Raw genomic sequence first — 14,663 nt, 5'->3', positions numbered from 1 at the left:
AATATTGTCCGAAAATGTTAGATACTTGTCCGCCTCAGACGTGTTTGGTGCCCAGGCAAGATGACATACGCTTCAAAATCTTGCCGCGACTTGAAGCTCGCGACTGTCTAACAGAGGCACTCAGGTGACTTCCCTTTTTCGACCGATAGCATTCTTCGTCGTTCTGTTGGCCGCCGCCGGCGGGGTCTTACTGGTCGAATATACGCGGCCTAAGACCCTGATCGTTCAGGGTGAAGTCGAAGCGACGCGTATTGATTTGGCAACACAAGTACCGGGTCGTGTATCATCTGTGAATGTGGATTTCGGCGATCGTGTAAGTGCGGGTGAGACGGTAGTCATCCTCAACAGCCCTCAACTTGAGGCCGCCATGACAGCTGTCGAAGCGGCCTTTCTGGTGGCCAAGGCAAATCGTAATCTGGTCTTTTCGACACGCGCCGAAGTAATCGACGCACGTTCGGCCGAGTTGGAACGCGCGCGTGCGGCATTGGTTTTGGCAGAAAAGAACCATGAACGGATATTCAAGCTTGTTGAAAGGTCAACAGCGTCGGTTCAGCAATTGGACGAGGCCTTGAATAATCTTAGCGCAGCGCAACGTGCGGTGCAGGCCGCAACAGCCAATCTTAAATTATCTCAAAACGGCAGCAGTGCCGAAGAAAAGGCCGTTGCTGAGGCCCAGGTTGCACAGGCTGCGGCCGCTGTGCAACGTACCAGTACGGACTTGAAAGAACTCACGATCTCGGTTCCGATCGACGGACAAGTGACCGCCCGGCTGGCAGAACCCGGAGAGCTCTTTTCAGCCGGGGCAATCATGTTGTCTGTCGTGGACATCGACAACGCATGGTTCACCTTCAATATACGAGAAGATCTATTAGGCGACATTGCAATCGGCGACGTTTTGGATCTGCGCGTTCCCGCCCTGAACGACCGCATTGTCCCCGGCAGAATAAAAGCAATCAATGCCGAAGGCAGCTACGCCAACTGGCGCGCGACCAAAGCCACAGGTGATTTCGACCTGCGCACGTTTTCGGTTCGAATAGAACCCTTGACTCAAGACCTCAACCTGCGACCCGGTATGAGCGCGCTTATAACCTTGCAGAGGGGTTGAGCGATGCCGGGTAGACCGTGCGCCGGACTTCAACGGATCCTTCGGCGCGAGTTGCGTCAGATCGCGCGTTATCCGGCCTGGATAGTGATGTTGGTGCCAGCTCCGATCGCTTTGTTGGTGGTTCTGTCACTGATTTTTTCAGATGGGCTGCCAACGGACTTGCCAGTGGCTGTGGTGGATCTCGACCGCACGACCTTGTCCCGTCAGGCCATCCGGATGGTCGACGCAACCTCGGACGTTGACGTGGCACTTCAGGCTTCTTCCCTTGCGATCGGCAAAGAGGCGCTGGTGGCGGGCGATGTATATGCCGTGGTGTATTTGCCTGAGAACATGCAGCGCGACCTTCTGTCCGGCCGACAGCCTGAGGCGATCACCTTTTACAACAACCAGTATCTGACTGTGGGCAGCATTGTCGCTCGCGCGACAACCAGCGCCTTGCAGACATTTTCGGCCGGCGTCTCGCAAAGCGCCCTTATCTCAAGCGGGGTATTGCCTGAAGCCGCGCGCGAGGCTTTGGTTCCCATCTCGGTCCAGACCGCGCCGCTTTTCAACCCTGCCCTCGACTACGTGCAATTTTTGCTGGCCGCTTTGATGCCGGCCACATTGCAAGTCTTCATGATTGCCAGCGCAGCCATGGCGGTTGCCCGCGACATGCGCGTTCGTTCAGGTTCATCAAGGTTAGTTACACTGGGTCGAACGCCGTTCGGCGTTCTCGCGGGAAAACTGGTGCCTTACGCGGTTTTCAGCCTGTTTTCCCTCATCGTTGCTGACGCAATTATTTTTGGTTTCTTCGGCGCCCCGTTTCGGGGCAGCATTCCTGTCCACATGTGCTACACGGTTTTATTTGTCCTGTCCTGTCAGTGTTTTGGCGCAGTTGTCGGGACGCTGGCTGGCGAGGCCGTTGGCGCGCTAGGTCTGTCCGGTGTTCTGGCCGCCCCGGCCTTTGGGTTTGCCGGGGTCAGCATTCCACGGTTGACCATGAACACCTTTGCATGGTCTTGGGGCAGTTTGCTGCCATTGGTACCCTATCTACAGCTCAGAACCGATCAGGTTTCGCGCGGTGTGTCACCAGAGGTGTCGCTGTCAGGGTTTGCATGGCTGACCGCGCAAGTCCTCATTTACGGCTCTCTGGCAGCGCTGCTTCTGTGGCGCAAATCCAGACCGCGTGCCTTTGGTCAGGAGGGGCTGGCATGATTGCCTTATTCCACGCGGTATGCACGTCACTTAAGAACTTGTGGTATGACAAGAACGCGCGATCTGCGATGATCGTGGCGATCTGTATCTATGCACTGCTTTACCCCCAACCTTATGCGAATGAAGTTGTGCGGAACGTTCCGATTGCGGTCGTCGACTCGGATCAATCTACGGCTAGCCGAGAGTTTTTGCGGCGGATTGACGACACCGACTCGGTCGCCATTCATGCAGCCAATGACAATCTTCTTGCGGCGCAAGAGTTGTTTTACGCTCGGGAAGTCTTTGGGGTCGTATTGGTGCCGGCCCATTTCGAACGTGATCTACTGGGCGGCCTTCCATCCTCGGTGGCGGTTTTCGGTGATGGTGGGCACTTCACTTTGTACCAGTCGTTTTCCGCCGCCGTGCGAAACGCCAGCCAAAGCCTAGGCACCGAAGTTCGAATCCAACGGCTGGTGTCCTCGGGCATGGACAGCAATCGGGCACAGTCCATCGTCTCTCCACTCGAGATCACTGCGGTTCCGCTTTTCAATCCGCACGGTGGTTTCGCGACCTATATCCTGCCGGCGGCATTTGTTTTGATCCTGCAGCAGACTCTGTTGACCGGTATCGGATTGCTGCACGCGGGACGCCCTCAACTAAAGGGGTTGGAACTGATCGCGAGCCCATTGGCATACATCCTTTTGTACTTGATGTGGATTGTCGTCACCCGACTGCTCGTGCCAGCGGCCTATGGGATTTCTCGTGTCGGCGACATTCTTCCGATGTTGGTTGTTGCCCTACCTTTCCTGACGGCTGTCACGGCTATGGGCTTTGCTTTGCTGCGTGTTTTTCCGACCCGTGCGTCGATGATGTTCTTTTTGCTGTTGCAAGGCTTGCCGCTGTTTTTCTTGTCCGGAATTTCCTGGCCGACTGAATCCATCCCGGACATCATCCGTCTTATCGCGTTGGCAGTACCATCCACTTCGGCAACGGCTGCGTTTGTTCAGGTGGACCAACTGGGGGCAACCCTTCATCAGGTGTTGCCAAGCCTAAAACTACTTGCGGTACAAACACTGCTGTATGGCGCGATTGCCGTATTGCCAAAGAGAAGCAAGGTGGCACCCACTGCTCTGCGGTGATGTCGAAAAGGTCAGACGAGTCAACGTTTTGTCCTGAAATGGCATATCCGCAAACCCTAACTTTCCTTACGTAATGCCCCAAAACTACGGAATCAGGCCGAACACCGGCCATTGCCTGGAACGATAGGGTTACGACTATGGACCGGAACACCAAGACTAGCCAATGCATTAGGCCTGCGCAGGGGGAAACTCAAATCTCCGATCACTTCTTCGAGGCTGTATTTGAAAGGTCTTCCGGTAGGTGTTTTGAAATGAATCAGCAAAGTGGTTTTCCGTTCGAACTTGAGAAAAAAAAAGGCTATCAGGATGTCCTTTAGTGGTCGTAGAATTTTCCAACTGCCAGCCCTCACCCTCCTCGCGTTAGCTGCCTGTAGAGAGGAAGAAGTTTCCAAAACTGAACTGCCGCCTCGGCCAGTCTTGTCCATTGTGGTTGCAGATGTTGAGTCGGTTCGGCAAGCGACATATCCCGGACGCGCGCAAGCGGTTCGCGAGGTTAACATCGCGTTTGAAGTGCCCGGAAAAATTTTGGCGCGTCCCAGTGATGTTGGTACGACTGTAAAGCAGGGGGACGTTCTTGCCGCCCTCGATTCCGATCCCTACGTCGCCCGGGTCCATGCGCTGGAAGGACAACGTGCTGCGCTGGTGGCTACACTGGAAAATGCGAAGACTGAGTTAACCCGCCGCGAGCAGCTGGCGCAGAACGATTTTGTTGCCCAAGCGCGGGTAGATGATCAGATTGCACTGGTTCGGGCCACGGAATTCAATATCGATGCGGTTGAAGGGCAACTGGACGAAGCCCGGCTGAACCTTGGCTATACAACTCTTGAAGCCCCGTTTGACGGGGCAGTATCCAACACCTATGCCGAGCGATTTCAAAACGTTACGGCCGGTCAGCCAGTTTTGCGACTTCTCGACACGTCTCGGATTGAAATGGAGATTGCGGTTCCAGAAAGCCTGATAAATCTCGAGGAGTATGTCGAAGCTATCGAGGTTGAATACGCAAGCCTACCTGGTGTCAAAATTGAAGCGCAAATAGCGCGGGTCGGAAACGAAGCATCGGAATCCACCCGGACCTATCCGGTTACAATCGTGATGGAACAACCTGAAGGGGCCGAGATTCAACCGGGCATGGCCGGCCGCGCAACAGCGTTGGTCCGACTGCCCGAAGACTACGCCCAAACCGGGATTCAGGTTCCGGCTTCAGCGGTGTTCTCGCCCAATACATCTTCCGGGGACGAGGCCTTTGTCTGGGTCATCGACCCGGAAACCAGCACTGTCAGCGCAACACCCGTCACTGTAACATCTTTTGCTGATCGCGGTTTGTTGGTCACTGGTCTTGAACCAGGGGCAAGGATCGCCACTGCGGGGGTTAACACCCTGCAGGAAGGGCAAGAAGTCTTGTTGCCCAAAGTCGGAGAATGAACTGATGTCGATTGCGTCAATTGCGGTTCAGAACCGGTCGGTCACCTATTTTACCCTGTTTCTGATCCTCGTGATCGGTGCGCTCAGCTATTTTCGACTGGGCCAATTGGAAGATCCTGAATTTACTGTAAAAACAGCCATTGTCGCCACGCAGTACCCCGGTGCAAGCCCGTTGGAAGTTGAGCTGGAGGTGACGGACAGGATCGAAACGGCAATTCAGGAAATGCCCGAGCTGCGTTTTTTGACGTCGTTCTCTCATGCCGGTCTTTCAATTGTAAAAGTTGAGATCGAACAGGAGTTCTGGGCAGACCGATTGCCACAGGTCTGGGACCAGTTGCGTAACAAGGTACGCGATGTTGAAAGCCAGTTGCCACCGGGCGCCGGAACCCCTCTGGTCGCGGATGATTTCAGCTTTGTGTATGGCTTCGTGCTGGCCGTAACCGGTGATGGTTTCAGCCATGCCGAGCTTGAGGAATACGTCAAATCCATCCGCAAGGACCTGAACCTGGTTGAGGGCGTTTCTCGCGTCGAAACATGGGGCGTGCAGCCCAAGGTCGTCTATCTCGACGCATCAGAACAGCGTCTGCAGGATTTGGGCATATCGGCACTTGATTTTGTGTCGACCCTGAATGTGCAAAATCAGGTTGTCGAAGCAGGTGGGCTGAATATCGGTGATCGCCGGTTGCGCATCGCGCCGACAGGGCAGTTTCAATCACCACAAGATATCGGCGATCTGCAGCTGCGACCGGCTCTTGCCGATACGGTTCTGGATGCGGTCGAGAATCTAGATGCTCCGCTGGATCTGCCAATTCAACGAGATGCCGAGATCGTGCGGCTGCGGGATATTGTGGAAGTCCGTCAAGGCTATCTTGAACCAAAGTTCACCGAAATGCGCTATAATGGCTTGCCCGCTATCGGCCTGTCGATTGCCAACGTGTCCGGCGGCAACATCGTAGATACCGGCAAAAACCTCGAGGTCGCATTGGCCGAGATTTCCGCCCGCCTGCCCGTCGGGGTGGAATTGCATCGCGTGGCCTGGCAAAGCGATCTGGTTACCCAAGCCATCGACAGCTTTGTCGTCAACCTGGCCGAGGCTGTTCTGATCGTTCTGATCGTTGTGGCCGTGTTCATGGGTTGGCGGATGGGGATTATCATCGGCGCCGCGCTGCTGTTGACAATTCTGGCCACGTTTATCGTCATGTTTGTGCTCAAGATCGACTTGCATCGGGTGTCTTTGGGCGCGCTTGTCATTGCCTTGGGCATGATGGTGGACAATGCCATTGTCGTCGCGGACGGCATGGCCACGCGCCTGCGCAAAGGCATGGCCAAGGTTGACGCCGCGATCGAGGCCGCAAGCCAACCCAGTGTTGCGCTATTGGGCGCAACCATTGTGGCGTTGATGGCCTTCTTTCCGATCTATGCCTCTTCGGCCAGCGCCGGAGAGTATGCCGGGTCACTCTTTGTGGTTGTAGCAATCTCGTTGTTGATAAGCTGGATTATCGCAATGACGATCACGCCGCTTATGTGCATTGACCTGCTCAATCCTCCGAAAGAGATCGAGACACCCCGCGAAAGCGTCTTTACGCAGGTATTCCGCAATGTTCTCGGGGCGTGTTTGCGTCACCGTGGGATTACGGCTGTGGTTGCCGTGGCCTTGTTAGGGTCGGCTCTCTATGGGTTTGGCTCGGTTGACCGTCTGTTCTTTACCGACGCCACCCGGCAGCAGTTCATGGTGGATATCTGGGCCGAAGAAGGCAGCACCATTGATCACACGTCCGAACTGGCACAAAGGGTCGAAGAACGTCTGGCCGATGATCCCCGCGTCGAAGGAATCGCCACTTTCGTCGGCTCGGGTGGCCCCAGGTTTTATTTACCTGTTGACCCAGAATTTCCGTACGCCAGCTACGCGCAGGTTGTTGTGAACACCACAAGTCTTGAGGTGGTGAACGACCTGATTGCAGAGCTTGACCCGTGGACCATCGAAGCAGTGCCCGAGGCCATGGTGCGAGTTCGCAAATACACAGCAGGTCCCGGCAACACCTGGCCGTTCGAGGTGCGCTTTAGCGGTCCGGCGAATGCAGATCCGGCCGTCTTGCGTGATCTGGCTGAACAGGGGATAAACATCCTGCGCGCTTCAAATCATGCCAAAGATATCCGGCATGATATGCGTAATCGCGTGACCAAACTGGTGCCAGACTATAATCAGGTCACAGGTATTTGGACCGGGACTTCCCGCAACGATATCGCGAACGCTACAAGAGTTGCATTTGACGGTATGCCTGTTGGCCTTTACCGCCAGAACGAAGACCTGTTGCCAATCATCCTGCGCCGCACTGAAGAAGAACGTCAAACCGCAGCCGGAAATTTCGACAGTTTGCAGGTCACACCTGCCTTCACCACCAAAAGCTTGCCATTGGCCGCTGTCACGGATGGGGTGGGTGTCGAAATTGAAGATCCCACCATTGTCCGTTGGAACCGCCAGCGCTCTATCGCCGTTCAGGCGAGTCCGGTGGGTGTGACACTGCCCGCTTTGGTTCAGGATGTACGGGACCAATTCGAGGCTATCGAGTTGCCCCCTGGCTATCATCTGGAATGGCGAGGTGAGACTTTCAGCACCGCCGACTCGCAAGAGGCTTTGATACCCGGCTCAGGCCCTGCAGTGGTCATCATGGTGTTTATCATCGTGGCGCTATTCAATGCGTTCCGCCCGGCGCTGGTGATCTTTACGGTCGTCCCATTTGCCCTCATCGGCATCACCGGCGGATTGCTCGCGTTCGGTCAGCCGTTCTCGTTCATGGCATTGCTGGGCGCGATGAGCTTGGTTGGTTTGATGATCAAGAACTCGATCGTGCTGCTGGATGAGGTCAATGTGAACCTCCAACGTGGGCTGGAGCCATACGACGCTCTGGTCGAGGCAGCGGTTTCACGTTTGAACCCGGTATTGCTGGGTGCGGCCACGACTATTTTGGGAGTGTTGCCATTGCTACAGGATATCTTCTGGGTCGCGATGGCGACGACCATCGCTGCGGGTTTGACCATTGGTACAATGATAACAATGATCATGGTGCCCGTCTTCTACGCGATCTTCCACGGTGTTCGGCCAAAGTCAACTTGACGTTGCAACATCCAATCGGAGCATGTCAGAAGGCCATTTCTGAGTGTTTACTCCCGCCGTTGCTTCACGATCCTCTGGAAGGAATGGACGCCCCCAGTATTGAAGAAACACGCTAAGAGCGCGCGACTAACTCGCGCGCTCTTATGACTAATGGACGGCGTTCGCTCACATTGCCTAAACGTCGGAAAACGCGTGCCTCAGCGACTGCAAACACGAAGATGGTACGGATCAATTTAGTTCACAGGCTCGAGTGGTCTTTCCGCCTCACGCCTGTAGACGGTATCTACAGATCCCGGATCGCGCTCAATTCGCCATGATGACCCAAGTGTCCGAAGCCGACGCGAAGCACTTGGGTCGGAAAATTAAGACAAACAATCTTGGACTGACTATTTGAAGACCGGCTTTCGGTTTTCTGCAAACGCCTGAAACGCTTCCTGAAATTCGCTATGATCAAGCTGAGCAGCAAAATCCGTCAACTCTTCGGTGACCCTTATCCAGACATCACCCGTAAGAGGGCGGCGCAGAAGCGCTTTGGTTTTCATCAAAGCGTTCGGTGGCAATTCACCAAGCTCGGAAACCGCGGCTGAAACCGTGTCCTCCAGATCCTCGGCGGCGACAACCCCACTGACAAGCCCGGTTTCAAGCGCAACTTGGGCAGAGAACATCCGGCCCAGAAGCAAAAGTTCCGCCGCTTTGGCCTGCCCCATCAGACGCGGCAGGATGTAGCTGGCCCCGGCTTCGGGTACCAGACCAAGGTTGACAAAAGGCAGACGGAATCGCGTGCCTTTGGCCGCATAAATCAGATCACAATGCATCAGCATTGTTGCGCCAACACCGATGGCCACTCCTTCTACCTGTGCGACAATCGGCTTGGGGAATTTGATCAACGCTTCAAGAAAAGCCACAACGGGCGGATTTTCACCAGAGGCCGAGTTGTGAAAATCGCTCACCATGTTGCCGCTGGTGAAATCACCGTCTGCACCGCGCAGCCAAACCACTCGAATTTCAGGGTCTTTGGCTGCGGTTGTCAGGGCTTCGGCCAGACCAAGATACATCGACCGATCGATCGCATTTTTTTTGCCGGGGTTCGACATCGTTATACGCAGGGTAGAACCCAGTTTCTCGGTCGCGACACCTTGCGTGGCTGTATTTTCGTTCGTCATTTTCGTTTCTTTCGCAGGTCTATTTTCGGGTTGTCTGTTAGGCAGCGTTATAGCCAGCCAGGCGTTCGCTGATGATCTGATCAGCCTCGGACATGACGCGGTCCAACAGCTCCTGGCAGGACGGCACGTCATTGATCAGGCCAACAACCATGCCGCAGGACCAAGCACCGCTATCCATATCCCCGCCCTGCATGATACCCGGGTAGACACCGGCCACTTCGTCGATGATGTCTTCGAACTGAATTGTCTCACCCTTTTCTTTTTCCTTGGCCAGAATGCGCTCGACCGCCGGGTTGGTCATGACCCGTTCCGTGTTGCGCAGCGGGCGCATGACAAGGCGCGTGTCCAGTTCGGTCGCCGCGACGATGGCGTCCTTTACGTTCTGATGCACAGGCGCTTCCTTGGTGGCAACGAAACGCGTACCCAGATTGATACCCGACGCCCCCATAGCCAACGAAGCCACCAGCGAGCGGCCATCGGCCTGACCGCCGGACGCGACGAAGGGGATCTCCAACTCATCCGCGGCGCGGGGCAACAGGATCATGTTGGGCACGTCATCCTCGCCCGGATGCCCGCCGCATTCGAACCCGTCAACAGATACGGCATCGCAGCCGATTTCCTGCGCCTTGAGAGCATGGCGAACCGAGGTACATTTGTGGATCACCTTGATCCCTGCATCCTTAAGATACGGCATAACCTGCGCCGGGTTGCGCCCAGCCGTTTCTACAACTGTGACGCCACCGTCGATGATCGCCTTGATTAGGGCCGGGTAATCCGGCGCGTTGACGGTTGGCAGAAACGTGACGTTCACTGCAATAGGTTTGTCGGTCATATCCTTGCAACGCGCGATCTCATTTGCCAGATCGGCGGGCGTTTTCTGTGTCAGTCCAGTGATCGTTCCCAGACCGCCAGCATTTGAAACGGCGGCTGCGAGTTCGGCAAACCCGACATAGTGCATCCCGCCCTGAATGATTGGGCGTTCAATGCCAAAGAGTTCGGTAATTTCGGTTTTCATGGCCTTGGCCTCCGTGATGAGTCTGTTGTTGGCACCGCCTCTCAGGTGCCTCAGTTTTTGCGATTGGGGGCGGCGCCGCCGCCCCTTACCCCAGTTTTGATGCACCTAGCCAACCTGAACGTCAGATGAAAACAGGTGTTCGGCCAGCGTTTCCCCGACCTTTGAAACCGTTGCTCCGTTCTGTCCCGAAAGTGCTAAAGGTACGTGCATCCTGTACGCCGTTTTTCTATTCGCGATACGGTGTGTCATACCGGATTCTGGCGGAAAGCATGGCGTGACGTGGGGTCGAACTGGATTGCCGGTTCACTAGACGTCGGATCAGCCGGGTGTACTGTCACGACGGGCCAGAGAATGCCGCTTCACCTGAAAACCCTCGCGATTGTCAAATTTTTCAAGATAGAGCTGTCGTTCCCTTGTGTCTGGTCGGAAACCTACAACCAGAGCATATGTTAACAGGCACGGTTTTCTTCAGGAGCACACATGAGCAATACGTATTTCGCACCAAAAGGTGGGCATCCCGGACAAGACCAGTTGCTGACAGATCGCGCCGTGTTTACTGACGCCTATGCCGTCATCCCTAGGGGCACAATGCGGGACATCGTCACCAGTTTTTTGCCCTTTTGGGAAGACACGCGACTGTGGGTCATCTCGCGCCCGCTGAGCGGCTTTGCCGAAACCTTTTCGCAATACATCATGGAAGTTCAGCCCGGCGGGGGCTCTGACCGGCCCGAGACCGATCCCGAGGCGCAAGGCGTCTTGTTCGTGGTCGAAGGCAACGCGACATTGCAGGCCGGCGGTACCACCTATCAGCTCACCCCCGGTGGCTATGCCTATCTGCCTCCTGAAACCGATTGGACCTTGCGAAACCACGGTGAGGACACTTTGCGATTTCATTGGATCCGCAAGGCGTACGAAGCTTTAGAAGGGCTGGGCACACCTGATATCCTTGTTCTCAACGAAAACGACATTGCGCCAACACCGATGCCGGGCACGGATGGCAAATGGGCGACAACGCGATTTGTAGACCCAAACGACTTGCGCCACGACATGCATGTGACCGTCGTGACTTTTGAACCCGGCGCGGTCATCCCATTTCTTGAGACGCATGTGATGGAACACGGCCTGTACGTTCTTGAGGGCAAGGCCGTTTATCGCCTGAACAATGACTGGGTCGAGGTCGAAGCCGGGGATTATATGTGGCTGCGCGCCTTCTGCCCTCAGGCATGCTACGCAGGTGGGCCAGGGAAATTCCGGTACTTGCTATACAAGGACGTGAACCGCCACATGGCGTTGCGGACTGGACCCGCAGCGTTTCCACGACATCAGCGCCTTAGGTCCGCGGCAGAGTGACGACACCCCCGATCGCCTGCGTCAATTGATGGGCTGCCTCGATGACGGGGCGGCTTAGTCGCTCGATCTCGGCTTCGCTCACACGGCTTGTTGGCCCGGACACCGATATCCCGGCCACCGCTTCTCGATTGATATCGAACACGGGTGCTGCAATGCATCTCATGCCCGTGTTCTTTTCTTCGTTATCAATCGCGTAGCCCTGCGATCGGATGGCTACCAGATCCTCTTTCAGTGCATCCGGCTGCGTAATCGACCGATCCGTGAAAGCCTGCAACTCGGCGGCGGCCAACAAGCGATCCAGCCGATCTTCATCCATATAAGCCAACAGAGCCTTCCCAATACCCGAAGCATGCATCGGGGACAAAGTGCCCGGAGGGAAGAATGCACGGATGCTGGCGTGTGTTTCCACCTGGCTCAGAAACAACACTGCCCCTTCTCTCTCGACGCCAAGATTGGCGGTCTCTCCAGTCGCTTCCATCAGCTTTCGCATGACGGGCCGTGCCCGATCAACAAGGCTGGTTCGTCTAAGAAACCGCGAGCCTATAACAAAGGCGCGCGGGCCAATATGCCAGACCTGTTCATCACGATCGAATTCGACAAGCCCCCTGCCCTCCAGCGTCACCAGAATACGATAAACCGTTGCTGGGGACTGCTTCATTTCATCGGACAGCGTCGTCAAAGCCTTCCCTTGCGCTTCGCTCAGATATTCGAAAACCTCCATCGCCCTATCTAGGGACTTGATGGTATTTTGCGCGGTCTTGTCATCCCATCCTCGGGGTCTTCCCCTGGCTTTGCGACGGGACTCAGGCTCATTGTTCCGGAAATCCATAAAATACCTTTGATCTGTTTTGAAAGCTTAATTCATGATATGAAAAATGTAAGCTTATGACAACTATAAGATAAATGTCATTATCTGTATTTTGAAAAGTGTTTTCAAAATAATTTCCCGACGAACGCCTTGGTCGTATTGTTTGGTCAACGACGGAAGGAGACCACCCATGAGCTTTCAAAACCCCGTTTTCATTCCGGGTCCGACCAATATCCCCGAGAGCCTGCGCAAGGCCTGCGATATGCCCACGATCGACCACCGCTCGCCGCTGTTTGGGCAAATTCTGCATCCCGCGCGTGCCAGTGTTCAGAAAATCCTGAAAAGCAAATGCGCCGAGGTTTTTATCTTTCCGTCCAGCGGGACTGGCGGCTGGGAAACCGCTTTGACCAATACCCTGTCAGCCGGCGACAAGGTTCTTGCAGCGCGCAACGGTATGTTCAGCCATCGCTGGATCGACATGTGTCAACGTCACGGGTTGAATGTGAAAATCGTTGAAACCCCTTGGGGCCAGGGCCTGCCCGCCGACCACTACGAAGAGATTTTGACCGCGGATGCGAACCACGAAATCAAGGCGGTTATAGCCACGCACAACGAAACAGCAACAGGCGTAAAATCGGATATTGCTGCCGTGCGCAAAGCATTGAACGCCGCCAAGCACCCCGCCATGCTGTTTGTCGATGGAGTTTCGTCCATTGCATCCATGGATTTCCGCTTTGACGAATGGGGCGTAGACGTTGCGGTGACCGGATCGCAAAAAGGATTCATGCTACCCGCCGGGCTTGCCATTGTAGGCTTTAGCAAAAAAGCGATGGAAGCGACCAAAACCGGCACCTTGCCCCGCACGTTTTTCGACGTGCATGACATGGCCAAGGGTTACGCCAACAATGCCTATCCCTACACGCCCGCCGTCGGGTTGATGAACGGTCTCAATCAGGCTTGCGACATGTTGCTGCGTGAAGGTCTAGAAAACGTCTTTGCCCGCCACTACCGCATAGCTGAAGGTGTTCGCGCCGCCGTGAGCGCCTGGGGGTTGGAGCTTTGCGCAGCCAACCCATCGGTGTATTCAGACACCGTCAGCGCGATACGCACGCCGGACGGCTTTGATGCAACAGACATCGTTACCCATGCCGCCGAAAAATATGGCGTTGCTTTTGGTGTCGGGCTCGGCGAGGTCGCCGGTAAGGTGTTCCGTATCGGGCACCTTGGCAGCCTGACCGATGTCATGGCGCTGTCCGGCATCGCCACAGCTGAAATGTGTATGGCCGATCTGGGACTGAACATCCAATTGGGCTCGGGCGTTACGGCTGCACAGGAATATTATCGCGGTCATCCAGCCGTCGCGCAGAAGGACGCTGCATGATGAAGGATTGCACGATGTATATCCCGACCTACGAAGATATGCTCGACGCCCACAGCCGGATCGAGCCCTACATCCGCCGCACCCCGGTTCGAACCTCGGACTACCTCAATGAACTGACCGGGGCGCAGTTGTTCTTCAAATGCGAGAACTTCCAGGAACCCGGCGCCTTCAAAGTGCGCGGGGCTACCAATGCCGTGTTCGGCCTCAATGAGGAACAGGCAAAGAAGGGCGTCGCGACACATTCGTCTGGCAATCACGCCTCGTGCCTCTCTTATGCTGCAATGAAGCGGGGCATACCGTGCAATGTCGTCATGCCGCGCACCGCGCCACAGGCAAAAAAGGACACGGTTCGCCGCTACGGTGGAAAGATAACGGAATGCGAACCCTCTACCTCGTCGCGCGAAGCGACATTTGCCGAGGTTCAAGCAGCGACGGGCGGCGATTTCGTTCACCCGTATAACGATCCAAGGGTGATCGCCGGGCAAGGCACATGTTCGCGTGAATTCATAGAACAGACGGATGGCCTGGATGCTGTTGTTGCCCCGATCGGAGGTGGCGGCATGGTGTCTGGGACGTGTCTGACTCTTTCGACCTTAGCGCCCGAGACTGCAATCATCGCAGCCGAACCCGAGCAAGCCGACGACGCCTATCGCAGCTTCAAAGCAGGGCACATTATCGCCGATGATGCTCCAAAGACAATCGCCGACGGTCTTCTTGTCCCCCTGAAAGATCTCACGTGGCACTTCGTGTCGAACCACGTTTCCGAAATCTACACGGCCACGGAACAGGAGATCATCGACGCAATGAAGCTGACGTGGAAACACCTTCGGATCGTGATGGAGCCGTCCTCGGCCGTTCCATTGGCCACGGTACTGAAGAATCCAGACGCGTTCAAAGGCAAGCGGGTCGGTCTGATCATCACCGGTGGCAATGTCGATCTAGACAAGCTGCCCTGGCTGACTGTGTGACCACCCCCGACAGACATCAATCCC

11 protein-coding genes are annotated in these 14,663 nt (G+C 55.6%); 8 read left to right on the top strand and 3 right to left on the bottom strand.

Features of this window, described 5'->3' with window-relative positions; translation table 11 throughout:
• The first annotated feature begins 124 nt into the window (after nt 1-124).
• The 5 genes from GOV80_RS06760 (at nt 125) to GOV80_RS06740 (ending at nt 7,954) form a co-directional block, all read left to right on the top strand.
• Entirely contained in the window at nt 125-1,105 is a 981-nt protein-coding gene (locus tag GOV80_RS06760; protein WP_214647970.1) for an HlyD family secretion protein, read from the top strand.
• A 3-nt stretch (nt 1,106-1,108) separates the two neighbouring features.
• Nucleotides 1,109-2,299, top strand: coding sequence for an ABC transporter permease (locus tag GOV80_RS06755; RefSeq protein ID WP_170783402.1), 1,191 nt, complete (start codon nt 1,109-1,111; stop codon nt 2,297-2,299).
• Nucleotides 2,296-3,417, top strand: a complete 1,122-nt coding sequence (locus GOV80_RS06750; RefSeq protein ID WP_170783399.1) for an ABC transporter permease — start codon at nt 2,296-2,298, stop codon at nt 3,415-3,417. The genes GOV80_RS06755 and GOV80_RS06750 overlap by 4 nt, the downstream gene beginning before the upstream one ends.
• 264 nt (nt 3,418-3,681) lie before the next feature.
• Nucleotides 3,682-4,839, top strand: coding sequence for an efflux RND transporter periplasmic adaptor subunit (locus GOV80_RS06745; RefSeq protein ID WP_170783397.1), 1,158 nt, complete (start codon nt 3,682-3,684; stop codon nt 4,837-4,839).
• Nucleotides 4,840-4,843: 4 nt separating this feature from the next.
• Nucleotides 4,844-7,954, top strand: a complete 3,111-nt coding sequence (locus tag GOV80_RS06740; RefSeq protein ID WP_170783395.1) for an efflux RND transporter permease subunit — start codon at nt 4,844-4,846, stop codon at nt 7,952-7,954.
• A 386-nt stretch (nt 7,955-8,340) separates the two neighbouring features.
• On the opposite strand, the gene GOV80_RS06735 is transcribed toward GOV80_RS06740, so the two are convergent.
• Nucleotides 8,341-9,117 carry an enoyl-CoA hydratase gene (locus GOV80_RS06735; RefSeq protein ID WP_170783393.1) on the bottom strand — a complete coding sequence of 259 codons (777 nt, stop codon included), beginning with the start codon at nt 9,115-9,117 and terminating at the stop codon, nt 8,341-8,343.
• A gap of 37 nt (nt 9,118-9,154) precedes the next feature.
• Nucleotides 9,155-10,132 carry an NAD(P)H-dependent flavin oxidoreductase gene (locus GOV80_RS06730; RefSeq protein ID WP_170783391.1) on the bottom strand — a complete coding sequence of 326 codons (978 nt, stop codon included), beginning with the start codon at nt 10,130-10,132 and terminating at the stop codon, nt 9,155-9,157.
• Nucleotides 10,133-10,612: 480 nt separating this feature from the next.
• Here GOV80_RS06730 and GOV80_RS06725 point away from each other — a divergent pair, with 480 nt between their 5' ends.
• Nucleotides 10,613-11,482 carry a bifunctional allantoicase/(S)-ureidoglycine aminohydrolase gene (locus tag GOV80_RS06725; RefSeq protein ID WP_170783389.1) on the top strand — a complete coding sequence of 290 codons (870 nt, stop codon included), beginning with the start codon at nt 10,613-10,615 and terminating at the stop codon, nt 11,480-11,482.
• Here GOV80_RS06725 and bhcR read toward each other — a convergent pair.
• Complete coding sequence (gene bhcR, locus GOV80_RS06720; RefSeq protein ID WP_170772054.1) at nt 11,463-12,311, bottom strand: HTH-type transcriptional regulator BhcR; 849 nt, start codon at nt 12,309-12,311, stop codon at nt 11,463-11,465. The genes GOV80_RS06725 and bhcR overlap by 20 nt on opposite strands.
• A 169-nt stretch (nt 12,312-12,480) precedes the next feature.
• Between bhcR and bhcA the strand changes: the two genes are divergently transcribed.
• Both bhcA and bhcB read left to right on the top strand, forming a co-directional pair.
• The gene (gene bhcA / locus GOV80_RS06715; RefSeq protein WP_170783387.1) at nt 12,481-13,671 is read left to right on the top strand and encodes an L-aspartate--glyoxylate aminotransferase BhcA; all 1,191 of its coding nucleotides are present in this window, start codon (nt 12,481-12,483) and stop codon (nt 13,669-13,671) included.
• The gene (bhcB, locus tag GOV80_RS06710) at nt 13,671-14,639 is read left to right on the top strand and encodes a beta-hydroxyaspartate dehydratase BhcB (protein ID WP_170783702.1); all 969 of its coding nucleotides are present in this window, start codon (nt 13,671-13,673) and stop codon (nt 14,637-14,639) included. Before bhcA ends, bhcB begins: the two co-directional genes overlap by 1 nt.
• Nucleotides 14,640-14,663: the final 24 nt, after the last annotated feature.

The organism is Ruegeria lacuscaerulensis (genome assembly GCF_013034685.1).
In the GTDB taxonomy this organism is placed as follows: Bacteria; Pseudomonadota; Alphaproteobacteria; order Rhodobacterales; family Rhodobacteraceae; genus Ruegeria; species Ruegeria lacuscaerulensis_B.
This window is presented reverse-complemented; position numbering and strand designations above follow the sequence as displayed.

Excerpts from the sequence above, each read along its gene's own strand:
- bhcB (WP_170783702.1), top strand. The coding sequence starts at position 13,671 with ATGAAGGATTGCACGATGTATATCCCGACCTACGAAGATATGCTCGAC.
- GOV80_RS06755 (WP_170783402.1), top strand. The coding sequence starts at position 1,109 with ATGCCGGGTAGACCGTGCGCCGGACTTCAACGGATCCTTCGGCGCGAG.
- bhcR (WP_170772054.1), bottom strand. The coding sequence starts at position 12,311 with ATGGATTTCCGGAACAATGAGCCTGAGTCCCGTCGCAAAGCCAGGGGA.
- GOV80_RS06730 (WP_170783391.1), bottom strand. The coding sequence starts at position 10,132 with ATGAAAACCGAAATTACCGAACTCTTTGGCATTGAACGCCCAATCATT.
- GOV80_RS06725 (WP_170783389.1), top strand. The coding sequence starts at position 10,613 with ATGAGCAATACGTATTTCGCACCAAAAGGTGGGCATCCCGGACAAGAC.
- bhcA (WP_170783387.1), top strand. The coding sequence starts at position 12,481 with ATGAGCTTTCAAAACCCCGTTTTCATTCCGGGTCCGACCAATATCCCC.
- GOV80_RS06740 (WP_170783395.1), top strand. The coding sequence starts at position 4,844 with ATGTCGATTGCGTCAATTGCGGTTCAGAACCGGTCGGTCACCTATTTT.
- GOV80_RS06750 (WP_170783399.1), top strand. The coding sequence starts at position 2,296 with ATGATTGCCTTATTCCACGCGGTATGCACGTCACTTAAGAACTTGTGG.
- GOV80_RS06735 (WP_170783393.1), bottom strand. The coding sequence starts at position 9,117 with ATGACGAACGAAAATACAGCCACGCAAGGTGTCGCGACCGAGAAACTG.